Annotated in this window: 17 protein-coding genes; 9 read left to right on the forward strand and 8 right to left on the reverse strand. The window is 65.4% G+C overall.

Translation table 11 applies throughout. The annotated features are described in order from the left end of the window. The first annotated feature begins 203 nt into the window (after window positions 1-203). Window positions 204-2528 (forward strand): alpha/beta hydrolase family protein, encoded by a 2325-nt coding sequence (locus VT03_RS16155; protein WP_075093930.1) that lies wholly within the window; start codon window positions 204-206, stop codon window positions 2526-2528. Between the two features lie 127 nt (window positions 2529-2655). Here VT03_RS16155 and VT03_RS16160 read toward each other — a convergent pair whose 3' ends face one another. After that, window positions 2656-3087, reverse strand: coding sequence for a hypothetical protein (locus VT03_RS16160; protein WP_075093931.1), 432 nt, complete (start codon window positions 3085-3087; stop codon window positions 2656-2658). 522 nt (window positions 3088-3609) lie between these two features. Here VT03_RS16160 and VT03_RS16165 point away from each other — a divergent pair. Further along, window positions 3610-4734: an HlyD family secretion protein gene (locus tag VT03_RS16165; RefSeq protein WP_075093932.1), complete on the forward strand. Its 1125-nt coding sequence runs from the start codon at window positions 3610-3612 to the stop codon at window positions 4732-4734. 252 nt (window positions 4735-4986) lie between these two features. Then, a complete protein-coding gene (locus VT03_RS16170) occupies window positions 4987-5607 on the forward strand; it encodes a Uma2 family endonuclease (protein WP_075093933.1) in 621 nt (206 codons plus the stop codon). Between the two features lie 83 nt (window positions 5608-5690). Here the strand turns inward: VT03_RS16170 and VT03_RS16175 are convergent, their stop codons facing one another. Next, complete coding sequence (locus VT03_RS16175) at window positions 5691-6281, reverse strand: DUF2585 family protein (RefSeq protein ID WP_156514545.1); 591 nt, start codon at window positions 6279-6281, stop codon at window positions 5691-5693. 167 nt (window positions 6282-6448) lie between these two features. On the opposite strand from VT03_RS16175, the gene VT03_RS16180 reads away from it, so the two are divergent. From VT03_RS16180 to VT03_RS16190, 3 genes are all read left to right on the forward strand, one after another. Beyond that, a complete protein-coding gene (locus VT03_RS16180) occupies window positions 6449-9394 on the forward strand; it encodes a PVC-type heme-binding CxxCH protein (RefSeq protein ID WP_075093934.1) in 2946 nt (981 codons plus the stop codon). 428 nt (window positions 9395-9822) lie between these two features. After that, window positions 9823-11403, forward strand: coding sequence for a trypsin-like peptidase domain-containing protein (locus tag VT03_RS16185; RefSeq protein WP_075093935.1), 1581 nt, complete (start codon window positions 9823-9825; stop codon window positions 11401-11403). A 556-nt stretch (window positions 11404-11959) separates the two neighbouring features. After that, entirely contained in the window at window positions 11960-12244 is a 285-nt protein-coding gene (locus VT03_RS16190) for a DUF4404 family protein (RefSeq protein ID WP_075093936.1), read from the forward strand. A gap of 39 nt (window positions 12245-12283) precedes the next feature. On the opposite strand, the gene xylB is transcribed toward VT03_RS16190, so the two are convergent. From xylB to VT03_RS16205, 3 genes are all read right to left on the reverse strand, one after another. Then, entirely contained in the window at window positions 12284-13825 is a 1542-nt protein-coding gene (gene xylB / locus VT03_RS16195; RefSeq protein WP_075093937.1) for a xylulokinase, read from the reverse strand. Between the two features lie 100 nt (window positions 13826-13925). Further along, the gene (locus VT03_RS16200; protein ID WP_075093938.1) at window positions 13926-15023 is read right to left on the reverse strand and encodes a DUF1559 domain-containing protein; all 1098 of its coding nucleotides are present in this window, start codon (window positions 15021-15023) and stop codon (window positions 13926-13928) included. A 163-nt stretch (window positions 15024-15186) separates the two neighbouring features. Further along, window positions 15187-16914, reverse strand: coding sequence for a sulfatase-like hydrolase/transferase (locus VT03_RS16205; RefSeq protein ID WP_075093939.1), 1728 nt, complete (start codon window positions 16912-16914; stop codon window positions 15187-15189). A gap of 303 nt (window positions 16915-17217) precedes the next feature. Here VT03_RS16205 and VT03_RS16210 point away from each other — a divergent pair, with 303 nt between their 5' ends. Next, window positions 17218-18570 (forward strand): transposase, encoded by a 1353-nt coding sequence (locus VT03_RS16210; RefSeq protein ID WP_075093940.1) that lies wholly within the window; start codon window positions 17218-17220, stop codon window positions 18568-18570. 117 nt (window positions 18571-18687) lie between these two features. On the opposite strand, the gene VT03_RS16215 is transcribed toward VT03_RS16210, so the two are convergent. Continuing rightward, window positions 18688-19530, reverse strand: coding sequence for a carbon-nitrogen hydrolase family protein (locus VT03_RS16215; protein WP_075093941.1), 843 nt, complete (start codon window positions 19528-19530; stop codon window positions 18688-18690). A gap of 319 nt (window positions 19531-19849) precedes the next feature. Between VT03_RS16215 and VT03_RS16220 the strand changes: the two genes are divergently transcribed. Then, the gene (locus tag VT03_RS16220; RefSeq protein ID WP_075093942.1) at window positions 19850-21292 is read left to right on the forward strand and encodes an O-antigen ligase family protein; all 1443 of its coding nucleotides are present in this window, start codon (window positions 19850-19852) and stop codon (window positions 21290-21292) included. 171 nt (window positions 21293-21463) lie between these two features. Next, on the forward strand, window positions 21464-22030 hold the full coding sequence (locus VT03_RS16225) for a GNAT family N-acetyltransferase (RefSeq protein WP_075093943.1): 567 nt from the start codon (window positions 21464-21466) through the stop codon (window positions 22028-22030). A 359-nt stretch (window positions 22031-22389) separates the two neighbouring features. On the opposite strand, the gene sucD is transcribed toward VT03_RS16225, so the two are convergent. Then, complete coding sequence (sucD, locus tag VT03_RS16230) at window positions 22390-23295, reverse strand: succinate--CoA ligase subunit alpha (RefSeq protein WP_075093944.1); 906 nt, start codon at window positions 23293-23295, stop codon at window positions 22390-22392. 187 nt (window positions 23296-23482) lie between these two features. Continuing rightward, complete coding sequence (gene sucC, locus VT03_RS16235; RefSeq protein ID WP_075093945.1) at window positions 23483-24670, reverse strand: ADP-forming succinate--CoA ligase subunit beta; 1188 nt, start codon at window positions 24668-24670, stop codon at window positions 23483-23485. Window positions 24671-24793: the final 123 nt, after the last annotated feature.

Genomic DNA, 24793 nt, shown 5'->3' on the forward strand with positions numbered 1-24793 from the left:
TCTCGACGGCCAGGCCTCCGGCGGGCAAAGGGCCAGAAAAACAACACAGGCCCCTCTGCACTCCCCACCAGGGGATCCCTGGACCCGGTGAAACAGCAACAACGGGTCGTGTACGAGACGCTCCGAACCCTTTCGATCGCACGTTTGTGAAGACTATGCTCCCCACGGCTTCAATCTCGTGAAATTCATCGAGAGGAAACGCAATGCGTTTGGTCGTGTTGGCAGCGGCACTCGCCGGACTCCTGGCCCCGGCTTCGAGTCCCGCTCAGGCCCCCACAGGAGACCTCCTCCCCGGAACGCAGAAACTCGAACTCGTCGAACCGCTCGACGTCGTCATGGTCCGCGGCATCGGCGTCTATGCCGAACGCGAGATCGCCGCCGCCCGCACCCGCCGCCCCACCCTCTGGAAACGGGACTACAGCTCCCAGGCCGCCTACGAACAGAGCGTGAATCCCAACCGGCTCAGGTTCCGGGAGATCATCGGCGCCGTCGACGAACGGGTCGCCGGCGAACTCCAGATCTCCTTCAACCCTGCCCTCGGTACAAACAAGACCGACCCCATTGCCCTCCGCCGCGAAGTCCTCGAAGGAGTCGCGCTCGAAGGACTCGTCAGCGGGCAGGGACCCTCCCACGTGATCCTGGTCCCCGATGCCGACTGGGTTCCCGAGCAGATGTACAGCGTCGCCCCGGGCATCCCGCAGGGGCTGCAGCTCGCCCACCGCTTCCCCGGCGAGACCCACACGGTCTTCACGATGTCGGTCGTCGACCGCAAGGACACCTGGTCCGGGAACCCGGACATCCGCTACACGAACGAACCGCACCGCGAATACCTGTACCGCTCCGCCTTCGAGATGGGCCGGCACATCATCGGCTACGAGGTCCAGAAGATCCGCGGCCTCGTCGACGACCTCGACGCCGAGCGGCGGATGTCCAAGGAGCCCCTGCCCATCACGGTCTGGGGGATCGGCGAGGGAGGACTCCTGGCCCTCTATGCCGCCGCCCTCGATCCGCGGATCGACACCTGCGTCGTCTCCGGCTACTTCCAGGAGCGGGACGCGGTCTGGAAAGAGCCGATCTACCGCAACGTCTGGCGGCTCCTGACGGAGTTCTCCGATGCCGACGTCGCCAGCCTGATCGCCCCCCGGCGGCTGATCATCGAAGCGTGCGCCGTCCCGCAGGTCGCCGGTCCCCCGGCCCCGCACGACGGCCGCGGGAAACAGGCGGCCCCCGGCGTCATCGTCAACGCACCGCTCGCCAGCGTCGAGCGGGAATTCGCCCGGGCCAGGGAGCACTACGACAAGCTCGGCGTTCCGGACAATATCGTCCTCGTCCGAACGGCCGACGGGGCCGAAGCCCCCGGTTCGCCCGAGCTCCGCGAACTGCTGGGAGCGACCGCCGACGTGCCACAGAAGGGGGCTGTCGATCCGGCCGGCGAAGAGCAGCGGATCCGGCCGCTGATCGAAGCCCGTCAGAAGCGGCAGATCGCGGAGATCGACCGCTTCACCCAGCGGCTCCTCAATCACAGCGACAAGGAGCGGGCCAAGCTGTGGGACAAGGTCGACCGCTCCTCACCCGAGGCATGGGCCAGGACCGTTGAGCCGTACCGGACGCTCGTCTATGAGGAAGTCATCGGCCGGATCCCGGACGCGCCTCTCGCGGCGAACCCGCGGAGCCGGAAGGTGATCGACGAGCCGACGCACGTCGGCTACGAGGTGGTCCTGGACCTCTTCCCGGACGTGATCGCCGGCGGCATTCTCCTCCTGCCGAAGGATCTCAAGGAAGGGGAGAAGCGGCCCGTCGTCGTCTGCCAGCACGGCCTCGAAGGGGTGCCGATGGACACGATCGCGACCGACCCCAAACATCCCGGCTACGGACCGTACAAGGGGTTCGCCACGCAGCTCGTGCGGCGCGGATTTGTCGTCTATGCCCCGCAGAATCCCTATCGCGGTCATGACGATTTCCGCGTCCTGCAGCGGAAGTCGAACGTCCTCGGCCGGAGCCTGTTCAGCTACATCATCCCGCAGCACCAGCAGACCCTGACCTGGCTGGCGACGCTGCCCTATGTCGACAAGGACCGGATCGGCTTCTACGGCCTCTCCTACGGCGGGAAGACGGCGGTCCGCGTTCCGCCGATGCTGCCGCCGTCCAAGGACCGGGTCGGCTACGCCCTCTCGATCTGCTCGGCGGACTTCAACGAATGGGTCCGGAAGAACACGTCGACGGACGACCGGTACAGCTATGTCTTCACGCCGGAGTACGAGATCTTCGAGTGGAACATGGGGCACCTCGCCAACTACGCCGAGCTGTCGAACCTCATGATCCCACGGCCGTTCATGGTCGAGCGGGGCCACAACGACGGCGTCGCCCCGGACGAATGGGTTGCCTGGGAGTTTTCGAAAGTCTTCCGGACGTACGACCAGATGGGGCTCGGCGACCGGGCGGAGATCGAAGTCTTCAACGGCCCCCACACGATCAACGGAAAGGGAACGTTCGAGTTCCTCGCCCGCCATCTGAAGTGGAAGCCCTGACCCACGTCTCCCTCGGGCGGGTCGCCATCGCGGGCCGGAAAAGAAAAACAGACCGGTCCCGGCGGGAACGGTCTGCGGGTGAATATCGATCGTGGGAGGGGGCGGTTCCGCCGGTCCTCCCGTCTGTTTACAGCGATGTCCGGAGCGTCGAGCAGTCGAGAAGCCGCCACTCCATCTGCTCTTCTTCTTCCTCCTCGGACGCGACCGGGATCGCGACATTGCGATCGTCGAGTTCGTAAATGTCGTCTTCGACAAAGCGGAAGAACTGCTTGAACCACAGCATCTTCATGACCCGTTCCTGCGGGCCGACGAGCCGGATTCCGACCCCCGCTTCGTACCAGTCGTAGAGCATCCCGAAGAAGCCGCTCGGGACGTACTTGACGGTCCGCATGTCGATCCCGATGGCCGGGTGTTTCTCCCGTTTGATCAGGACAACCAGCGAGTCCCGGAGCAGAGACAGGTCGGCCCCGTCCCAGATCTCCATGTCCCCGATGTCGATGATCTGCCATTCGCCCGCAGTCGAGACCCGCAGCCCATGGGTGTGTTTACGTTCGGCCATCTCGTCAACAACTCCGCGTTTACGTCGATTCCGCCAGTGAACGATTCAAAAAGGCAAACCCCGCGCCGCGTTGCATTACGGCAACAGGCGCGGCGTCATATCCTCTGACCGCTTAGAAACTTCCGGCAGAAAGCCTCGATGCCTCGCGCACCCCGATGTTGCCGAATGGCGACGCCGGTGAGGCGATCACGAAACAGGTCTGTCGAAGACTAGGTCAGGCGTCCGGCGGGGACTTGAGGAAATGTCGAAAGGTCCGGTTGCGGAGTCGGGGCGGACTCTGACCTCTCTGAGAAATCCGACTGGCGCTATTGGCCGGTCCGAAGGAGGACGCACGACTCGCAGGGGTTAACGACTGCGCCAACTGCACGGGATGCGATTGCGATTCTCTTTACGGAGTCGTAAGTCCTTCGGTTCCCTGCAATTTCCCGGGAGTTTCCGCGCCGATCAGAACAGAGGCTTTTCGTAATGCGAGTGAACCGCCTCTCCCCGCGTGGTGCTCCAACGAATCCCTCCGGATCGCCTATGTCCTCATCGTCCTGTCCGGCATCGACGACACCGACCACCTCGCGGGTGTGGATCGGCTTGGCGTGCGCGGCGGCCCTCGTGGCCGGAGGCGGACTCACGTGGTGGATGGAAGGGCGGGGGGACCGGCAGTTCGCCGGCTACCTGGAAGTCCGCAGCACCCAGATCTGCGCTACCCGCTCGGGACTCGTGACGCGACGGCTCGCTGCTGAGGGGATGGAAGTCACTCTCCGCAAGCCGATCGTCGAACTCTCCGACCCGATCCTCGAAGAGAAGATCGAAGACCAGACCGAGATCGTCGCCAGCCTGGAAGAGACCCTCAAGCAGGCGGTCGCCCAGGCTGAGGTCGAGTTCGACTGGCGGGAGAAGGAACTCCACGCCCAGATCTGCGACGCCCGGCTCAAGTCGGCGGACTTCCTCAAGGAGAAGTTCAACCACGAGCTCCGCAAGAACATGCTGGCGGACGTCCTCGCGACGAACGAGACGGCCCTCTGGGACGACAACGATCCGTTCTACCGGTCGATCATCCTCGAGCCCCGCATGCCCGAGATGGAGCGGATCAACACCGCCCTCCGGCTGGAGACCGCCTCGAACGCCGCCGACGTCTCGGCCGCCCAGGTCGAGATCTGCGACCGCCAGATCCAGCAGCTCCAGAAAGTGACGAACGACCTCCCTGCGCGGATCCGCCGCAAGGTCGGCGTCGACGCCTCGGAAGCGAACCTGGCCCGCGCCAAGGAGACGCTCACCCGCCTCACCGCCCGCCGCGAGCAGCTCACGATCGTCTCCCCGGCAATCGGCCGCGTCGGCGTCTATCGCGTCAGCGAAGGGGACCGGGTCGAGCCCGGGATGCCGATCGTCGAGCTCCTCGACAGCGCGAAGCGGTTCCTCAAGGTGGAAGTCCCTTCGACTTCGATCGCCGACTTCACGATCCAGCGGAACGTCCGCCTGACGTTCCCGGGCAACGTCGCCTGCGAGGGCCGGATCTACAGCATCGCTCCCCAGGCCTCGCCTCGGGCGGACGGCTCGATGAGCGATCCGGTGATCATCGCCTACGTCGAACCCGCCGGCCTCCCCTGGCCCGAGCTGCCGGTCGGAGCTCGCGTCGGCGTCCAGCTGTCCCGGTAGGTCCTCTGGCGGGCATCTCTTCTCTGCGGCCTCCGCGTCTCCGCACGAGTTTTCCCTCTTCTCGATCAGAAGAGGGGAGCCACAGATGAACGCCGATAAACACAGATCGGAAAGGGCCGTTCTGGCTCTCGTTCTGTTGTGATTCTGTTCAGGTGTCCCGGGCCTCTTCGGCTTGTTCGGGGTGTCGCGGTCTCTCCATCACGGGCTATCATGGTCCTGGAGATTTCCAGTTCTGCCCCGTGGCGCAAGGCGATGACGAATCTGGCCCACAAGCGAATGTCAGCCGCCGAGTATCTCGCCTTCGAGCGGGCTTCGGAGACGAAGCACCAGTTCTTCGACGGCGAAGTCTTCGCGATGGCGGGGGGAAGTTATGTGCACGCCCTGGTCTCCAACAACGTCGCCGCTGAGATCCGCTCTTGCTTGAAGGGGACGCCTTGCCAAGCCGTCGGGAGTGACCTTCGAGTGGCGACTCCCGGAGGCCTCTATACCTATCCCGATGTCACCGTGCACTGCGGTCCGCCGACGTTCGTTGATGAGCAGTCCGATACGCTGACAAACCCGCGGCTGCTCGTCGAAGTCCTCTCGCCGTCGACGGAGCGTTACGACCGCGGGCGAAAGTTTGAGCAGTATCGAGGGATTCGTTCGCTGACCGACTACCTGATCGTGTCGCAGGGACACGCGTCCGTCGACCACTTCTTCCGTCGCGAAGCTGACGGCGCCTGGCTCCTCATGGGTTATTCCGGAATGGAGGCCCAAGTGTCAGTCGACAACCTGGGGATCGTGCTCCCTCTGTCCGAGATCTACGCCGGAGTGGACTTCTCCGCCGCCGAGCCCGATCCGCTCCCACCGCTCCGGCCCGGCGCGACCTTCTGATCGATGCGAGTTCCTGCCACGGGCTCGCGCGGGCTTCCTAAGGACGAGAGACGTCTACATCTCATCGCAAATGTGGCCGCATCTCACGACGCCGGCATCTGCCACGCCTTGATCGCTTCGATCGGCCAGATCAGCATCAGGATGTTCAGGATCAATCCATCGCGGATCCAGAGAGCCAGGACGATCTCGGTCACCGCGAAGAGCGCGATTGACCACCGCCAGCCGATCCGCTGCGCGATCCAGAAACCGGCGAGGCAGGAGAGCAGGTCGCCGATCGAATTCAGGACTGTGTCCCCCAGGTAGCCTTGCGCCGCGGTCTCCTGCCGATATCGCTCGATGATGAACGGGGAGTTCTCCCACACTTCCCAGAGCGCTTCCAGCACCGCGGTGGCCAGGGACTGGCGCCAGACCGACCACCGCGCGGCGACGAGCCGGAGGATCCACCAGAACCCGACTCCGTGCAGGAGGTGCGTGAAGGCGTAAGGATCCACAAAGTGCTGCGAGTTGTGGGCGCCCCACACGTCGCTCGACCACAGGTTCCACCGTGCGCAGGCGCACCACCACAACCGGTCCTCCAGCCGCAGCGCCGCCACCATCGCGATGGCCACGGCGGCGTGGAGCCACAGGGACCAGGATCCGCGAACGGTCGACTGTCCTTCGCTGCTGGCAGGCAAGGCTCGCTCCTGGATTGGCCGGGGATGGCATCCGCAGCCAGTGAGTGTACTCCAGAACGGCCGGGAGTCCGGAGACCGTCGCTTCGCCGCCGCAAAGGTGCCTCCTCTCCGTCCGTGCTCTACAATCGGGCTCGCCTCGCGGGAAACAGCTTGTTGGAGTCTGTGGAATGCTGCTGCGCTGGTGTCTCGTCTTCTCCCTCTGCGCCTTCGCTTCGGGACGCCAGTCCCTCCGGGCGGCCGAACCGGTGAAAGGGCCGATCGAACCGGAAGCCTCGCTCCAGTACCTGGAAGTCGACCCCGGCCTGACGGTCGAACTCGTCGCCGCGGAGCCCGATGTCGTCGACCCGGTGGCCGCCGCCTTCGATGAACATGGCCAGCTCTGGGTCGTCGAAATGACCGACTACCCGAACGGCCCGCCCGAAGGGGGACCGCCTCTCTCGCGGATCCGCGTCCTGTCACCGCTCAAAGACCAGCCGGGTCGGTTCGGCAACGCCCGGACCTTTGCGGACAAGCTTCTGTTCGCCAATGGCCTCCTGCACTGGCAGGGGGGGGTGATCGTCACGATGGATGCCGGCATCCACTACCTCAAGGACGAAGACGGCGACGGCATTGCGGACCGGAAGGAGGCCTGGTTCACCGGCTTCGTGAAAGGGAACCCGCAGCTCCGCTGCAACCACCCGACACTGGGGCTCGACGGCAGGATTTACGTCGCCAACGGCCTGCGAGGGGGCTCGATCGCGGCCAACAAGGAGAAGTGGGGCAAGGAGTCCGCACCGATCTCGATCAGCGGTATGGATTTCTGCTTCGATCCCTACACCGGTGAAGGGGAAGCGGTTTCGGGGCTCGGCCAGTTCGGTCTCGCCTTCGACGACTACGGCAACCGCTTCGTCTGCAGCAACCGGAACCCCTGCCGGCACATCGTCCTGGAAGACCGGGACATCAAGCGGAATCCCAATCTCGTCGTGACGTCGGTCATGGAAGAGGTCTCCGCTCCCGCCGAGAAGTCTCACATCTACGCCATCAGCCGGCCCTGGACCACTTCGACGCAGCACGCCGGCCAGTTCACCGCGGCCTGCGGCCTGTCGATCTTCCGCGGCGACGCTCTCCCGGCCGCCTACTACGGCAACTCGTTCACCTGCGAGCCGACCGCCAACGTTGTCCACCGCGACATCCTCGAGCCCTGCGGAGCGACGTTCCGGGCGATCGAGTCGACCGAACAGCGGGAGTTCCTGGCCTCGCGGGACGAATGGTTCCGCCCCGTCTACACGTTCTCGGGGCCGGACGGCGCCCTGTATGTGTGCGACATGTACCGGGCGGTCATCGAGCATCCGGAGTACATGCCCGAGGAACTCAAGACCCGGCCTGACCTGACGCTGGGGAACGACCGCGGCCGGATCTACCGCGTCGTCGACACACGGGTCGTGAAGGCCCGCAAGCCGGGCAGCCGCGAGCCGGTCCTCAATCATCCCAGCGCCTGGCAGCGGGAGACCGCGCATCGGCAGATCGTGGAGAAGAGCCAGTCGATCGACCCCGCCTCGCTGCGGCTGATCGCCCTCGTCGACGATGTCATCCCCGCACGGCTCCCCGCCCTCGCGCTCCTGGCCGCTTCGGGATCGCTGCAGAAGAGCGACCTGCGTTCGGTGTTCCGGCTGAACAAGCCCGCAGTCCAGGCCTACGCGGCCAGGATTGCCGCGAAGTCTTTTGCCGATGACCCGGAGATCCACTCTCTGCTGATCGCGACCCCTCCGGCCGACTTGGACGGCGCCACGCGGATGAGCGTCGCGCTCGCTCTCGGGGCCTACCCGATCGATGACGCCTCCCTCGACTGGATGGCCGCGGCGCTGGCCGCCGTTCCGGACGACGCCTGGCTGACGACCGCCATTGCCACCTCGGTCCCGAAGGACGGTGCGAAGCTGGCCCTTCGCTACTGGAAGCACGCCTCCGAAAGCGGCGCAGACGTATCAGCTGACGAGAAACGGCAGATCCGCGAGCTCTTCTCGCTGGCGGCGACGCAGGCGGATCGGGAAGCGCTCAAGGCGCTCGTACAGCAGGTCGCCTCGTCCGCCGCGCGCCAGGACAAATCTGAGCGGCCTCCGGTCGCGCTCGAGGGAGTCGCCCGCGGTCTCAAGACTCGCGGCGAACGGATCGCGCCGCTTCTCGGCGAACTGTCGCCTGAGAGCGCGAAGGTCATTCGGAGCCTGTTCGAGGCGGCGGGCACGGTCGCTCAGTCTGACGCAGCGCCGCTGGCCCGCCGGATCGACGCGCTGAAGCTCGTGGGCTTCGCCCCGCCGGAGATGATCGCCCCGGCCGTCAGTCCGCTGCTCGTCGCGTCCGAGAACAGTCTCGTCGCTGCGGCGATTGAAGCCCTCGGGGCGAGTGACGACGCCAAGGTGCCTGAACTGCTCCTGACCGACTATGGCCGTCGCTCGCCTGCACTGCGGTCCGTGATTCTCGGCCAGCTCCTGACGTCCGAGCCGCGGGTCACCGCGCTCGTCACGGCGATGGAAGCGGGAACCGTCTCGCTTCGTGAACTCGACAGCGGCCGGCTCACGGTCCTGCAGCGGCAGAAGGCTCCGGCGCTCAAGGAGCGGATTGCGAAGCTGGTTCAAGCGGCCGCGCCGGCGGACCGATCGCAGGTGCTGGCGGAGTATCAACCGGTCCTCAAGATGAAGGGGGACCCGCTTGTGGGGCGGGAGGTGTTTGCCAAGAACTGTGTTACCTGCCACAAGATCGGTGATCTGGGCGTCAACGTGGCTCCGGACATTGCCGATTCCCGGGTGAAGACGCCGGTGCAGTTGTTGACCGACATCCTCGATCCCAACAAGGCGATCGACAACAACTACTTCAGTTACACGGTCATTGACCAGTCGGGGCAGATCTATACGGGGATCCTCTCGGCCGAGACGGCGTCGTCGGTGACTCTGAAGCAGCCGGAGAACAAGACGGTTTCGATTCTTCGTTCTGACATCGACGAGATCCGTTCGAACGGTGTGTCGTTGATGCCGGTGGGGTTGGAGAAGTCGATTCCGCCGGAGCGGATGGCCGATTTGATTTCGTTCATCAAGAACTGGCGTTATCTGGACGGTCAGGTCCCGAAAGACGTCATCCGATGACGAGCGGCGCGCCGTCAACCGGGTCCAGGGGGTACCCCTGGTGGGGGATGCAAGGGGGTCACACCCCCTTGCCCGCCGGAGGCCTGGCCGTCGAGAGATGTCTGAAGGAGAGCGTGTCCAAACGCGGACAGCGTGCCGGATGTCCCCTCACCAGCCAGCGGGGATTGCAAAGCGAGCTGTGTGGTTGGTGTAAGTCCTCAGCACTGGCACCACAAAGCGGACATCCGTTGTGTCCCACGGTTCCGCGACGAAAATGCCTCCGGCGGCAAGGGGGCGTGGCCCCCTTGACCCCAGGCTGCCGTGGCACGTTGGGTTTGAAGTGACATAGCCGTGCCGGCAAGGACGCGGTTCGAGCCAGGTCCGGAGCGGATGCTCCGGTGGCTTCCTGATAGAGTGAGGTCTGGAATCGAGGCCACAGGAAAAGTCCCATGAAACCAGACCGCGCCGGTCGCATCGCATCCTCAGGCCTGCCGCGCGGAGCCCGCTCGCTCCTCAGCGCAATCCTCCTCCTCGGCCTCCTCGCCCCCGCACGGGCAGACGACCCGTCACCTCTCAAACTCTTCGAGAAAGAACTCGTCGACGTCATCGCCCGGACCGAACGCTCAGTCGTCAGCATCGCCCGCGTCTCCACCAAAGCGGACGCCGGCGGAGAACGGAACTCCGACCAGCTCGACCCCTTCGGACCACGCCGCGACAACGATCCCACCAGCCCCGCCTACATCCCGGCCGACTTCGGCTCCGGCGTCATCCTGGCGCGGGAAAAGGACAAATCAGCCCGCTTCGTCCTCACCAATCGCCACGTCGTCGTCGGAACCCGCCGCGGCGAAGCCAAGGTCGACGAACGCACGCGGTTCTTCGTCCGGCTCGCGTCGCAGCGAGTCCTGGAAGCCCGCGTCATCGCCGCCGATCCCCGCAGCGACCTCGCCATGCTCCGCCTCGACTTCGACGGGACCGAGGTCAAACCCGACGAAGCCCCCCCGCTCGCGCTCGCGGAGCAGGAGGCCAAGAAGGGCCAGATGGTCATCGCGCTCGGCAACCCCTACGCCATCGCCCGCGACGGCAGCGCGAGCGCCAGCCTCGGGATCATCAGCAACATCTCCCGCCGTCCCGCGCCACGAACCACGGAAGCGTTCAACAAGGACGAGAACGCCACGATCCACGAGTACGGCACCCTCCTCCACGTCGACACCCGGCTCAGCCTGGGGACAAGCGGAGGAGCCCTCGTCGATCTCGACGGCAAACTGATCGGACTCACGACGTCGCTGGCGGCCCTCGAGGGCTACGAGAAGTCGGTCGGCTTCGCGATCCCGATGGACGCCGGGATGCGGCGGATCATCGAGTCGCTCCTCGACGGCTACGAGGTGGAATACGGCTTCCTGGGAGTCGCGCCGCACGACGCCCGCTTCGTCGACCTGGCGAACGTCCGCGGCCAGGCCCCCCAGCCCTCCGCCGCCATGGTCCGCTGGATCGCCCGGAACTCCCCCGCCCAGGCGGCCAACATCCACCCCGGCGACTGCATCCTGCGGGTCAACGACCGCCCGGTCTTCAGCAGCGCGGACCTGATGCGGGAAGTCGGCCTACTGGGCCCGGACACGATCGCCACGCTCACCCTGCTGCGGCCGGTGACCGAGGAAGTCTCGACCGTGCGGCTCCGGCTGGGAAAGTGGCCCGTCTACGACGACTCACAGATCATCGCCACGGCGCGGCGGTATCCCCCCTGGCGCGGCCTGAGCGTCGACTACCCCACGGGCCGCCGCCGCTTCATGCCGGGGGACCAGCCGGGAGCGTGGTTCACGCAGTCGGTGGCGGCGGTCGTGATCTCGGAGGTCGAACCGCAGGGGGAAGCGGCCCGGGCGGGACTCCAGGCGGGGCAGTTCATCACCCACGTCGACGGCGAGGCGGTAACCACCCCGGCCGAGTTCCACCGGCGGATCGGCAGCGGCACCTCTCCCGTCACTCTCGCGCTGAGCAACGGCCGCCGCATCGAGCTGGCCGCGAAGGCGCCGTAGCTCCGGATATCCGTGTTCCGGTCGGCTTCGGGTGCATTCGACGATGGGTGGTCGCCCAATACGGGCCGAATCGGGTCCAGGGGCACCCTGGTGGGGGATGCAAGGGGGCAACGCCCTCTTGCCCGCCGGAGGCTGTCTCGTCGGACACCATCGAAAGGAGCACGTGTCCAAGCGCGGACACCGTGCCGTATGCCCCCTCACCAACCCGCGGGGATTGCAAAGCCAGCGGTGTATTTTTAGGGAGTTCTCAACGCCGGTATCACACAGGGGACATCCGTCGTGTACCACGGTTCCTCATAGAAGCGCCTCCGGCGGCAAGGGGGCGTGGCCCCCTTGACCCCAGGCTGCCGTGGCACATTGGGTTTGACGTGGCATAGCCGCACCGGCAAGGACGCCGTTTGAGCGAGCGGAACAAGGCGTCTCGTTCTTCGTTGACCGACCGCCATCCACCGAATGCACCTGTCAGCTTCGAGCATCAGGACGCGGTACCCGTCGGTTGGCCCGCCGAGTACGATGGAGCCGTGATCGAAGCTGGCACTCAGACGAGGACGTTGTGATGGATCAACAGGAACTGCGGCAGACGCTGGACCGGCTCCGTGCCGAACTCGCGGCGCAGCCGGACCTGGACGAAGCCTCGCTCTCCGCGCTGCGGGCGTTCGTGACGGACCTGGAGCAGATCTCGCTGCAGCACGAGAAGAAGATCGAGGCCACCGAGCCTCGCGAGCCCTCCTCGCTCGGCGACCAGCTCCGCGACGCGATCTCGGAATTCGAAGCCCGCCACCCCACGCTGACCGGGGCCCTCTCGGGCTTCATCGACCGCCTCGTCGACATGGGGATCTGACGCCGGAGCCGCGCCGTCTCCGGCGCGGCGGCTCATCCCTCACTTGCCGCTGCCGACGAGCCTGGCGATGTCGGCAAAGTCCCCCTTCAGCGACCGATAGAGCCGGCCATAGAGCGGATAAGCGGCGTTGTAGGCCGCGACGGCGGTCGAGTTCGCATCGACGCTGTCGACGACCTTGATCGTCGCATCGCACGCTTCTTCGACCGACTTGTAGGCCCCGGTTCCGGTCGCGGCCAGCAGGGCGACGCCGAAGGCCGGGCCTTCGCTGGCGTTGATCGTGCAGACCTTCTGGCCGTAGATGTCGGCCTGAAGCTGCCGCCAGAACTTGCCCCGCGCTCCGCCGCCGGAGAGGCGGATCTCGTTCACCGGAATCTGCATCCCCTTGATGATCTCCAGGCAGTCCCGCATGGCGTAAGTCGCCCCCTCCATGACGGAGCGGACCAGATGTCCGCGGCCGTGCCGGAGGCTGAGACCGATCCACGCCCCGCGGGCGTGCGGATCGGCATGCGGCGTCCGCTCGCCGCTGAGGTACGGCAGGAAGTAGAGCCCCTCGCTCCCAGCCGGAGCCTGCCCCGCCTGGGCCGAGAGAACCTCGTAAGCGTCCTGCCCGATCGACTTGGCGACGGACGACTCCATCTGGCCCAGCTGGTTGCGGTACCACTGCAGGCTGCCGCCGGCCGAGAGAACCACTCCCATGACATGCCACTTGCCGCGAACCGCGTGGCAGAACGTATGCACTCGGCCGGCCGGGTCGACCTGAACCTCGTCGCTGTGGGCAAAGACGACGCCGCTCGTCCCCATCGTGGCCGAGATCGCCCCGCGGCGTACGATCCCGTTCCCGACCGCGCCCGCCGCCTGATCCCCGCCGCCGCCAACAACCGGAACTCCTTCGGGAAGTCCGAGCTGCGCGGCGACATCCTTCGTCAGCTTGCCGCTGACCTCTTCCGACTCATAGACCTTCGGCAGCAGCGCCGCGTCGAGCGACAGCTTCTCGAGGAGCGCCGTCGACCAGTTGCGCTTCCGCACATCGAGGAGCAGCGTCCCCGAGGCATCGCTGACTTCCGTGGCGAACTCGCCGGTGAGCCGGAACCGGACGTAGTCTTTGGGAAGGAGAACCTGCGTCAGCCGCTCGAAGTTCCGGGGCTCGTGATTGCGGAGCCACAGGATCTTCGGCGCGGTGAACCCGGTCAGGGCGGGGTTGGCGACCATCCCGATGAGCGCCTCGCGGCCCCCGGCGCGGGACTCAATCTCCGCGCACTCGGCGGTCGTCCGCTGGTCGTTCCAGAGGAGGGCGGGGCGGATGACCTTCTTGTCCCGGTCGAGGAACACACTGCCGTGCATCTGTCCGCTGAGGCCGATCCCCTTCACGTCGGCCGGCGCGATCTTCCCCGCGGCCAGGACCTCGCGGATGCTCTGGACGGTCGCCTGCCACCAGTGTTCGGGGTTCTGTTCCGACCAGCCGGGCTGGGGGGTGTCGAGCGGGTATTCGACGGTCGTCGAGGCGAGGATCGTTCCGTCCTGCCGGATGGCGAGGGTCTTGGTGCCGGAGGTCCCGATATCGATGCCGAGGTAGACGCTCATGAGGCGGAGATTTCCAGACGCGGGCGCAAAGAGGAAAAGAGCGCCGGGAATATAGTGGTGCGGCTCTCCGAGCCGCAAAGGCGAGACTCCCTCGTCGGGTCTACTCGTCCACCGAGCGAAGGATCGCGAGATCGGTCCTGCGCAAGAGAACGTCCGTCGCGTCGCCGCGGACACGAGCCCGGCGAAGGTCCAGCGTCCGGATGCTCGGCAGAGCGATGAACGGTTCCAGTTCGCTCGCGTCGATGTCACCGCTGATCTCGACGGCCTCGACCGGAGCCCCCTCGACCATCTCCTGAAACGACTTTCGCCACTCACCAATCTCCTGTCTCCAGACCGACTCGTCCGCTTTGAGATTGCCGAGGTCGACGATCAGCCGTGTCCGGTCTGGCGACAATGAGAACTGAGCCAAAGACCGCTGGTGCCCGCGGACCTGATAGAAATAGGTCCAACCAGGTGACGCGGGAATGTGGTACGGAACCTCACGTTGTGCGGTCAGGTCGAGCGCAGGCTCAGGAACTCCTGCCCCTGCCAGTTTACGATGGCGCTCTGCGTCGGCCGTGTTGGCCAGGAAATCGACCGAGCCATCCGCGAACAGAACATGGGTTCCGTCTCGCCGCTCCGGGGCGTTGTGGCCAAATCCTCTCGATGAGGTTCGAAAGGGAAGGGTCGCGTCCCGCCAGTTGATCGGATCGCCGAAGGCAGGCAAGTCTCCGTAGGCGTCGCTCACCATCAAGGTCTGACCCGGATGAGGAATGTCCTTCAGCCGTGATGAGCTGTTGCGATGGAACAGTCGCTGGTTGGGAGCGTAATGGACCGCCGGGAATCCCGCGGCAGTTCGGGACGGCCGCAGGCTGGGATCGTCCAGATCAGAGTGGCCGGTGCGAAACCGGTCGCGATTGACGGGGTCGTCCCAGGGATGGTTCTTGTCAATGAGATTGTAAAACGGGCTGGCGGCCATGTAGGGCTGGATGAAAAGAGTCCAGCTGTGGTGGGGCGTTCCATCCGCCGCGAATGTTCCGCCCGGCGGGAAGCAGTTGAATGCCTCGTGGTAGTTATGGAAGGCGACTCCGACCTGCTTCAGGTTATTCCTGGACTGACTGCGACGGGCCGACGCGCGCGACTCCTCGATGGCCGGAAGCAAATAGGCTGCCAGCAGCACCAGAACGAGGACTGCGACGCCGACCTCAAGGAGGGACAAGCGCCAACCGGAGCCGGTTTCAGACATCGATGCAGCCGTGAGGAGGACGAGACAACCCTTCGGGTCATCTACGCCGATCCTGTCCACAGCGTGAGCGGATTCCGGGCCGCATTCGGCAACATCCGAGGTTCAGCAGTGATCGTCCCCTGTTCGTGCCCGGAAACTATGGCTTGCCCGCTTTCACGAACTCCTCTTCGGACAGCACTCCGTCGCCGTTCGTGTCGAACCTGGGAAACCGGGCCGGGGCCTGGTCCGGGTCGGGCTGGTTGGCGAGGAACTCCTCCCGCGTCAGCTTGCCGTCGCCGTTCTTGTCCCGGCCGCGGAACATCGCGGCACGGTCCTGCTTGGGCTTGGCGGGGGTGGCCCCTGCGCCCATTGGCAGGACCTTGAGCCCCGCCGGGTGCGGCATCGCGAGCTGGTCGGCGATGAGCTTCGAGTGCCGGGCCACGACGTCCGCCTGTTCGGGCTTGTCGGCGATGTTCACCGTCTCGTCCGGATCGGACTCCATGTCGTACAGCTCGCGGGCCACGATCGCGCCCCCCTCCCGCTTCTGCCACTCGACGTACCGCCAGCGGTCGGTCCGGACCGCCTGACCGAGCATCGGGCCGTGGTCTTTGTCCGAACGGGGATAGACCTGGAACGCGACCTCGTGGGCCGGGGTCGTGGTCGTACCGCCCAGGAGCGGAACGAGGCTATCTCCCTGAAGATGCGCGGGCTTCTCGAGCCCGGTCAGATCGCACAGGGTCGGATAGACGTCGACGAACTCGGCGATCGCCTTGGTGCTGGAGCGGACCCCCTCCTTGTGCTGGGGGGCGACGACGATCAGCGGAGCCCGCGTTGCCTGCTCATAGTTCGTGTGTTTGCACCAGATCCCGTGATCGCCGAGGTGCCAGCCGTGGTCCCCCCAGAAGACGATGATCGTGTTCTTTGCGAGACCCGTCTCGTCGAGGGCATCCAGCACCTTGCCGAGCTGGGCATCCATGTAGCTCGCGGCGGCGTAGTAGCCGTGGATCAGCCGCCGCGTCGTCGCTTCGTCGATCGGGCCGGTCTTCGGCATGTTGGCGTAGTTCCGCAGCTCGCCGCCGGATTGCGGAGCGAACGCCGGCGCTCCCTCTGGAGGCGTCAGCCGCGTCGGCTGCGACAGCTTCGCCGGATCGTGCAGGTCCCAGTACTTCTGCGGAGCGCAGAACGGGAGATGCGGCTTGAGGAAGCCGACCGCGATGAAGAACGGCTGATCGGGGGTCTTGGCCGCCACCTTCAGACGCGTGACCGCTTCGTTCGCCAGCTTGCCGTCGCCGTACGCGTCGTCGGGAACGTCGGCGGCCTCGACTGCTGCGCCGCGGGGGAGCTGTTCGGGACGGAGGTTCTTGTTTTCGAACAGGGCTTCTTCGCGGGTCACTTCCGCCTTGTTCTCAGGAAGCGCGTAGCCGATCGACTTGGCCTGCCAGTGCGGGACGCTCCAGGACGCGGGGTCCTCGTGGTTCCCGTGGCCGACATGGAACAGTTTTCCCATCGCCTCCGTTTTGTAGCCGTGGTTCTTGAAGTGCTGCGGCAGGGTGACGACGTCGGGGACGCTCTTGCGGAAGTTGGTGCCGAGGTCGTAGATGCGGAGCGTCTGCGGGCGGAGGCCGGTCAGGATGGCGTTGCGGCTGGGGCTGCAGACTGCCTGCATGCAGTAGGCCCGGGTGAAGACCATGCCGCGGGCGGCGAGGCGGTCGATGTTGGGTGTTTTGGCGAGGGGGTCGCCGTAGCAGCCGATCCTCGGTTTGAGGTCATCGACGGCGATGAAGAGCACGTTCGGCCGGGCCGGTGTATCGGCGGCGGGGGCGAGCTGCGGGAGAGTGAGGCCGAGGAGGGCCACGATCGACAGCGGGAACCAGTGCGGGCGCATCGCAATCCTCTCCGGAGAGCCGTGGGGCAATTGAGGGAGAGGATATCGCGCCGTGGTGAGACTGTCGCTCAGAACCGTCCTTTCCGGCGCGACGTTGATAGCTCAAACCCAACGTGCGACGGCAGCCGGGGTCAAGGGGGCAACCCCAGTGCTGTGACGATGATTGGGTTTACGTAAGCGATTCTCGACAGGAGACTTAGGCCGTAAGGGGTGTTCGGAAACACGCTCGTTTTGAACAAGGAGGGAAGCATGGAGGGGTTTTGTCGCGAGGTCGCTGCGCGTCTTCCTCTAGCTCAGGCCGTCATGAGACTCTTCCGGTGGATCTGTGAGGAGGAGTTCCTGGCCGAGGTCTTTCGGCAGCACCGCGGCCGATCCTACGAGAAGCTCCTGACGTTTCCCCAGATGGTCCAGCTGGTCTGTGACGCGCTCCTGCAGCACCATGGAAGCGTGCGGCAGAGCTTTGCCCGAGCCAAGGAAGAAGGCGAGATCGATTGCGGGATCCACTCCGTCTATCGCAAGCTCGCCGACCTGCCGCTGTCACTCTCGATGGGCTTCTTCCATGAGACCACCAAGCGTCTCCAGCAGGTGTTCCCACAGGAGGTGAACTACTGCCCCATCCCCCCGTCCCTGGGAGAGTTCGAGATCCTGTGCCACGACGGCAAGACCATCAAGCACGTCCAGAAACGGCTGAAGGTGTTGCAGGGGATCTCCGGGAGTCTTCTCGGGGGCCGATTGGTCGTCAGTCAGTCCTATCGGACCGGCATGGCGGTGGCGCTCTCGGCCAGTGAAGACGGCGAGAGCGGAGAGACTCGCCTCTTGCCAGAAGCCTTGCGGCAAACCCGGGAAGTGATCGCCAGAACGCGGCTGCATGTGTGCGATCGGGGCTACTGCGGGTCGCCCCAGATGAACGCCTGCCAGGAACACGGGGACCATTTTTTCCTGCGATTTCACAAGCAGCGGCTGGCTTTTCACGAGAATGGCGACTGGGAACCCGCAGAGGGAATGGACCGTTATGGACGGTCCTACACGGAGGACTGGGGCTGGCTGGGCGGCCCCGATCATCCCGAGCGACGTCCCGTTCGGCGGATTCAGTTGCACCGCCCCGGGATCAAGGACGAACTGATCCTGCTGACGGATCTGGAAGATCCTGATCAGTACCCGGCCGACGACCTGCTGGAGGCCTATCTCAAGAGGTGGAACATCGAGCGGATGTTCCAGCAGGTGACGGAAGTCTTCTCCCTGGAGTCGCTGATCGGGAGCAGCCCGAAGGCGACGGTGTTCCAGGCCTCCTTCTGCTTCCTGCTCTACAACCTGATCCAGGTGCTGCGGGCGTATATTGCGGAGGGGCAGGAGATCGAGTCTGTGGAGACGATCTCATCGGAGTTGCTGTTCGTGGATGTGCACCGTCAGTTGAACGGGTGGACGGAGCTGCTGGACGTCTCTCAGACGGTGGATCAGCTCCCTCCACTGATGAGCGTATCGGATGTGATCGACCACCTGAGGGAGCTGCTGGGGACGCGGTGGACGGATCGCTGGTGGAAGTCACCGTCGAACACGCACCGGAGCGCCAAGGTCAAAGCCAAGAAGCCTGTTCGAGGAGGCCACGCCGCCGTGTTCCGCATCCTGCAGACCCAAAAGGTCAGGAGGAAAACATAGTCACAGCACTGGGGGCAACCCCTTGACCCCAGGCTGCCGTCGCACGTTGGGTTTGAGCTATCAAGCCGTGCCGGCAAGGACGAGGTTCGAGCCCAGCGGATACCAGCGCCCGGTGGCCTATGCCTTTCGCGGACGAGACTGCGCCGCGTCGCGCAAATGCGATTCGAACTCCCGCCAGCTGTAGAGCGACCGGCCGACGTTCCAGGTCGTATCAGTCACCTGCGTATCGATGTCAGCGAAGAAGAAATCCTCGGCATGCCGCCGGCTCCGGACCAGGATCTCGCCCTGAGGATCGACGATGTAGCTGTCGCCGTATCCGACACCGGTCGTGTTCTCGATGCACTCCTCGGGACCGATCGAGACGTTGTTGCCCCGGAGGAAGTAGACCCGGTTCTCGACCGCCCGCGCGACGTGATCCGCCCGGACGTGCATAAAGTGCCCGATCAACCCCTCCGCGCGGATGTAGTTGAAGTGCGGTGAGAAGATCACCTTCGCCCCCTTCATCGCCAGGATCCGCGTCGGTTCGATGAACCCTCCGTCCGAGCAGATCACGACGCCGAACGTCAGCCCGTTGTGCTCGAAGACCGGGAACGCCCGCCCCTGCCGGTGGAACTTCATGTAGGCGGTGCACTTGCTGTAGGTGCCGAGCAGGTGCCCCTTATGAACCACGGCGGCCGTGTTGTAGAGGTCCGCGCCGCGGGTCTCGTTGAACCCGACGATGAAGCAGGAGGGGAAGCGGCTCGTGGCGTCCAGGAGCCGCATCATCTGCGGCGAATCGACGGCGAACGCCCCTTCGCGGGCCCGGGCTTCGGTGTCGGGGTACCCCGTCAGAAAGCACTCGGGGAAGCAGAGGATCTCCACATGATCCCGCTCCGCCCGCTCCAGTCCTTCGACAACGCGAGCGAGGTTCCCCTCGAAGTCGGACAGCCGGGAATCGACCTGAAAGTGACCGATCCGCATCTCTACGCCCTCCCGAAGCCGCGTCTTGGGGAATGGAAACCGTGCTGGTCCCGTCTTAAGCAATTTTCATCGTTTCCGTGACGCGCCGAAAGTCCGGCGTCGCCCGCTCCCCAGGGAAAACCCTGGAGAATCGGGCTCGCGGGCCTTTCGGGAGTCCGCGAGCCCCACCGTTGGTTCGTCTTGTCGCAAATTCTGTGTATCGATACTTTTCCGCTGCTGGGCGCGTGGAGTCTTGTCTCTGGAGATGGGGCTTGGGCGCTGAGCGTGGAGGAGTGAGTTCACCGTCAACGCTGTCGCGGATCTGAGACAAGGAGGTCTCATGGGCCGGCCCGAGAATCAGTTCCCGCCTTCGGCGGGCCGCTCGGGCATCGTCCGTGATGGTGAGATCATTGTTTCCGTCACACCCGCTTCCGAGGACGGAACTCAAGCCAGTGCCTGGAGCCGGTTCTGGGCCAGCGTGGCACCGATTCCCGCCAACGTCGCTCCGCTGACCGGCATCACCGCGTTTCTGTACGGACTGCTCCCCGGCATCGGCGGAAGCGCCGTCACGGTCCTGAGCGTCTTCTCGGCCAGCTGGTGCCTGCTGTACCTCATCGTCAATCGCGGCGTCCCGCGCCCGGCTCTCTCCCGGCAGCACCGGCTGCTGATGGCCGGCTTCGCGAGCTTCGCCCTCATCACGCTCGTCTCGGGCCTGGTCCGCCGCAATCCGTGGGGCGGCTTCCTGCGGGCGGTCAACGACTTCCAGTTCCTCTACTCGCTGATTCCGCTGGCGGTCCTGGCGCGGATCGGGCCGGTCGATGTCCGGAGGCCCCTCGGCCGCGGAGCCGCGATCGGAGCGATGCTGAGCGTTCTCGTGGGACTGCTCCAGTTCACCGTCTTCGACGACCCGATGTTCCGCCCCTCCGGCGGCACGGGGAACTCGGCCCTGTTCGGACAGGCGTGCTTCGTCCAGGCGTTCTTCAGCATGCTCTGCTTCCCCCGCGAGACCGCCCGGTGGCGCGGAATCTGTCTCACGGGATGCGTCTGCGGGCTGGTCGCGATCGTCCTCTCGGGCTCGCGGGCCTCGGCCCTGGCGGCCTCTGTCTGTCTGATGGTCCTGGTCGGTTACTTCCTCGCGGCCGGGGAACGGGCGATCCTGCGGCGCGGGCTGGCGTTTGTGCTGGCGGGCCTCATCGGACTGACTGTGAGCTACCCGCTGTGGAAGAACTCCGAGCCGGCGGCCCGGTTCGGGAACCTCGTCCAGCGGCTCAACGTCAGCCGCCGGAGCGAGAAGGCGGTCGAGAGCATCGACACGCGGTTCATCCAGATCCGGGCGGCGACGCTCGCGGTCTGGCGGCGTCCGTGGCTCGGCTACGGGATGCAGCACCGGATGGAGGCGGCCCGCAAGCTGGAGCCCCCCGAGAACGCCTCGGTGTTCCAGTACACTCACATTCACTTCCTGTACCTCGACTACGCCACCGGTAACGGTGTGATCGGGCTGGCGGCGCTGTTCGTCGTTCTCGGCCTGCCGACCCTCGTGGCGTTCCCTCGCCGCAGCCCGGGCTCTACGGAGCGGATCTACGGCGGCCTCATCCTCTCGTGCGGGTTCGCGACCCTCGGCCTTGCCGGGGCCTGTATCGGCATGGACATCGGGAACACGATGTTCGCCTGCTTTACGACCTTCCTGGCGATGCCGGGCGATGCCGCGGCCCTGGCAGCCGCGCGGCCGGTCGACACGCCTGAGCTCGCTGCGCCGCAAGTTGAGATCCGCCGCGCCGCTTGAGTGCCGCTCGGACCTCGTCATCGGCTCCATCGTCATCTTTGAGATCGGACCGCTGCCGCGAAGGCGCGTGTCACTACGGCAGCATTCTTCCGCGAACCTCGGAGGGGCCGCGGTGTCCTGCGGTCTTGGGCATCGCGAGGGGAGTCGATGCGGTCATCGGAGGAGGCGGGAATGACGGGACCGATCGAGCTGACGGATGACCCGGTACCGACGATTCCGGTCGATGACGAGTTCTCCCTGACTCCGGCGCGGTGGGAGGATCGGGCGGCCCATCTGGAGCATCTCAACGTCAGTCCGCTGATTCACCACTATTTGGCGTCGATTCCCTATCCCTACACCGAGGCGGACGCGGACGAGTGGATGCGGGAGATCCTGACTCGCCCGTACACCGGATGTGACGAGGCGGACTGGACGATCCGGCTGGCGTCCGGCGAAGCCGTGGGAGAGTGCTGGCTGCTCAGCATCCTTCGCGGCAACCGGGCCGAGGTGGGTTACTGGATGGCGCCGGCGTACTGGGGCCGTGGGATTCCTGGGCGGGCGGTGCGGGCGCTGTCGCTGTTTGCGATGCGGGAGTTCGACTGCCGGAAGATCGTGGCCACGATTCGCGATGGCAACGGGCGGTCGCGGCGCGTGCTGGAGAAGGCGGGGTTTGCGTTTGAGGCGACGCTGCGGTCGCACACGGTCCATGAAGGGCGGTCGTACGACGTTCACTACTTCGGCTTGTGGCGAGAAAGCTGATCGCCGGAAGCTCAAACGTGCGATCGCCGGCACGGTGATGCCACGTCAAACCCAATGTGCCACGGCCGCTGGGGTCAAGGGGGCCACGCCCCCTTGCCGCCGGAGGCATTTTCGTCGCGGAACCGTGGGACACAACGGATGTCCCCTTTGTGGGACCGGCGTTGAGGACTCCCTCAGACTACACCGCTCGCTTTGCAATCCCCGCGGTTTGCTGAGGGGGGCATCCGACACGGCGTCCGCGCTTGGACACCCGCTCCTTCAGAGAGATCGACACCGGACGGGCCTCCGGCGGGCAAGAGGGCGTTGCCCCCTTGCATCCCCCACCAGGGTGCCCCTGGACCCGGTATTGGGTTGATGTCCTACTTCTTCCGCTTGGCGATTGCCCGCTGCATCGCTGCACCCATGTCGGCCGGGCCGTTGGCGATCTCCACGCCCACCGCCTTCAAAGCCTCCATCTTCTCCGCAGCCGTCCCCTTGCCCCCCGAAATGATCGCCCCCGCATGACCCATCCGCTTCCCCGGAGGAGCCGTCGCCCCGGCAATGAACGCCGCAACCGGCTTCTTCACATGACTCTTGATGTACTCCGCCGCCTGGATCTCCGCGTTCCCCCCGATCTCACCGATCATCAGGATCGCTTCCGTCCCCGGATCCTTCTCGAACATCTCCAGCAGATCGATATACATCGAGCCGATAATCGGGTCCCCGCCGATCCCGACCGCCGTCGACTGACCCAGCCCGAGATTCCCCAGCTGCCAGGTCGCCTCATAGGTCAGCGTCCCGCTCTTGCTGATCAGACCGACCGGACCGGGCTTCGAAATGTAACCCGGCATGATCCCGATCTTGGCGACGCCCGGCGTAATGACCCCGGGACAGTTCGGACCGATCAGCCGCGTCTTCGGATAGTCCTGCAGGAACCGCTTCGTCTTCGCCATGTCGATCACCGGGACACCCTCGGTGATGGCGACGATCAGCTCGATCCCCGCGTCCGCCGCTTCCATGATGGCGTCGGCACAGAACGGAGGCGGCACAAAGACCAGCGAGCAGTTCGCGCCGGTCTTCGCCATCGCGTCGGCCACCGAATCGAAGACCGGGAAGCCGTCGACTTCGGTCCCGCCCTTACCCGGCGTCACCCCCCCGACCATGACCGCCTCGCCAGGGCGATGCTCCTGGGCGTAGGCCCGGCACTGCTGGCTGTGGAACAGCCCCGCCTTGCCGGTGATCCCCTGGGTGATGATCTTCGTGTTGCGGTCGACAAGAATGCTCATGGTTTCCGAAGCTCGACCGGAGAGGGGTTAAACACCAAGACACCAAGGAGGCACGAAGAGCACCAAGTTGGAATCGAGAATGTCCAGCGGAAGCGGGGCAGGCGTCGAGTGCGGACTCCAGCCGGCCTTCCTTCCTCTCCTTTGTGTCCTTGGTGAGAAACTTAGTGTCTTGGTGTTTAAAGAACGCCTACTTCTTCAGCGTCCCGACGACCTTCTTGGCGGCGTCGGTCAGGTCGTTGGCCGAGATGATGTTCCGGCCGCTCTCGGCGAGCATTTTGCGGGCCTTCTCGACGTTCGTCCCTTCGAGACGAACCACGAGCGGCACATGGAAGCCGACGCTGTCGTAGGCGGCGAGCAGCGCCTCGACGATGATGTCGCACTTCATGATCCCGCCGAAGATGTTGACCAGGACCGCCTTGACGTTCTTGTCCGCCAGGATGATCCGGAACGCTTCTTTGACCTGCTCGACGTTCGCCCCGCCGCCGACGTCGAGGAAGTTCGCCGGCTCGCCGCCATGGATCTTGATGAGGTCCATCGTGCTCATCGCGAGCCCGGCCCCGTTGACGAGGCAGCCGATGTTCCCGTCGAGCTTCACGTAGCTGAGGCCCGCCGTCTGGGCCTGGACTTCCGTCGGCTCCTCTTCATTGAGGTCGCGGTAGCTGAGGAGGTCCTTGTGGCGGAACAGGGCGTTCTCGTCGAACGTCACCTTGGCATCGAGGGCCAGCATCTGACCCTCTTCGGTCACGATCAGCGGATTGATCTCCGCCATGCTGCAGTCGGAGTCGACGAAGAACTTGGCGACCTTTGGCAGGAAGCTCTGGGCCGAGTTGACCGCGTTGGCGTCGAGGCCCAGGGCGTAGGCGATCTTGCGGGCCTGGAACGGCATCAGCCCCAGACACGGGTCGTAGTGTTCGCGGAAGATCTTCTCCGGGGTGTGCTCGGCGACCTCTTCGATCTCCGTCCCCCCCTCGGAGGAGGCGATGATGACCGGCGTGCCGGTTTCGCGGTCGATCACGATCCCCAGGTAGAGTTCCTTGGCGATCTTGAGCCCCTGCTCGACGAACAGGGTGCTGACCTTCTTGCCCTCTTCGCCGGTCTGCTTGGTGACCAGGGTCGAGCCGAGCATCCGGGCGGCGTTTTCGCGGGCCTCGTCGGCCGACTTCACCAGGACGACCCCCCGCTGCTGCGGGTGTTCCTTGAAGGTCCCCTTGCCGCGTCCGCCGGCGTGGATCTGCGACTTGACGACCGTCACCGGCGTCCCGAGGGTCGTGACGGCGGCCGCCGCCTCTTCGGGGGTGCGGGCGACGATTCCCCGGGGAATCGGCACACCGGCCTTGGCGAAGAGTTCCTTGCCCTGGTATTCGTGAATCTTCATGGATGATCGGCAACGAAAGAGCACGTGGGACGACGCGAGCACACCGTCCGAGCCCGATGATAGCGGGTCGGACCGGGAGGGGTAGTCAAGCTCCTCACCCGCCGGAGCCCCTCGACCGCGCTG

It is taken from the genome of Planctomyces sp. SH-PL14 (assembly GCF_001610835.1).
GTDB lineage: Bacteria > Planctomycetota > Planctomycetia > Planctomycetales > Planctomycetaceae > Planctomyces_A.

Bases quoted from the DNA above. Each gene is read 5' to 3' on its own strand.
- VT03_RS16155 (WP_075093930.1), top strand. From the start codon at position 204: ATGCGTTTGGTCGTGTTGGCAGCGGCACTCGCCGGACTCCTGGCCCCG.
- VT03_RS16160 (WP_075093931.1), bottom strand. From the start codon at position 3,087: ATGGCCGAACGTAAACACACCCATGGGCTGCGGGTCTCGACTGCGGGC.
- VT03_RS16165 (WP_075093932.1), top strand. From the start codon at position 3,610: ATGTCCTCATCGTCCTGTCCGGCATCGACGACACCGACCACCTCGCGG.
- VT03_RS16170 (WP_075093933.1), top strand. From the start codon at position 4,987: ATGACGAATCTGGCCCACAAGCGAATGTCAGCCGCCGAGTATCTCGCC.
- VT03_RS16180 (WP_075093934.1), top strand. From the start codon at position 6,449: ATGCTGCTGCGCTGGTGTCTCGTCTTCTCCCTCTGCGCCTTCGCTTCG.
- VT03_RS16185 (WP_075093935.1), top strand. From the start codon at position 9,823: ATGAAACCAGACCGCGCCGGTCGCATCGCATCCTCAGGCCTGCCGCGC.
- VT03_RS16190 (WP_075093936.1), top strand. From the start codon at position 11,960: ATGGATCAACAGGAACTGCGGCAGACGCTGGACCGGCTCCGTGCCGAA.
- xylB (WP_075093937.1), bottom strand. From the start codon at position 13,825: ATGAGCGTCTACCTCGGCATCGATATCGGGACCTCCGGCACCAAGACC.
- VT03_RS16205 (WP_075093939.1), bottom strand. From the start codon at position 16,914: ATGCGCCCGCACTGGTTCCCGCTGTCGATCGTGGCCCTCCTCGGCCTC.
- VT03_RS16210 (WP_075093940.1), top strand. From the start codon at position 17,218: ATGAGACTCTTCCGGTGGATCTGTGAGGAGGAGTTCCTGGCCGAGGTC.
- VT03_RS16215 (WP_075093941.1), bottom strand. From the start codon at position 19,530: ATGCGGATCGGTCACTTTCAGGTCGATTCCCGGCTGTCCGACTTCGAG.
- VT03_RS16220 (WP_075093942.1), top strand. From the start codon at position 19,850: ATGGGCCGGCCCGAGAATCAGTTCCCGCCTTCGGCGGGCCGCTCGGGC.
- VT03_RS16225 (WP_075093943.1), top strand. From the start codon at position 21,464: ATGACGGGACCGATCGAGCTGACGGATGACCCGGTACCGACGATTCCG.
- sucD (WP_075093944.1), bottom strand. From the start codon at position 23,295: ATGAGCATTCTTGTCGACCGCAACACGAAGATCATCACCCAGGGGATC.
- sucC (WP_075093945.1), bottom strand. From the start codon at position 24,670: ATGAAGATTCACGAATACCAGGGCAAGGAACTCTTCGCCAAGGCCGGT.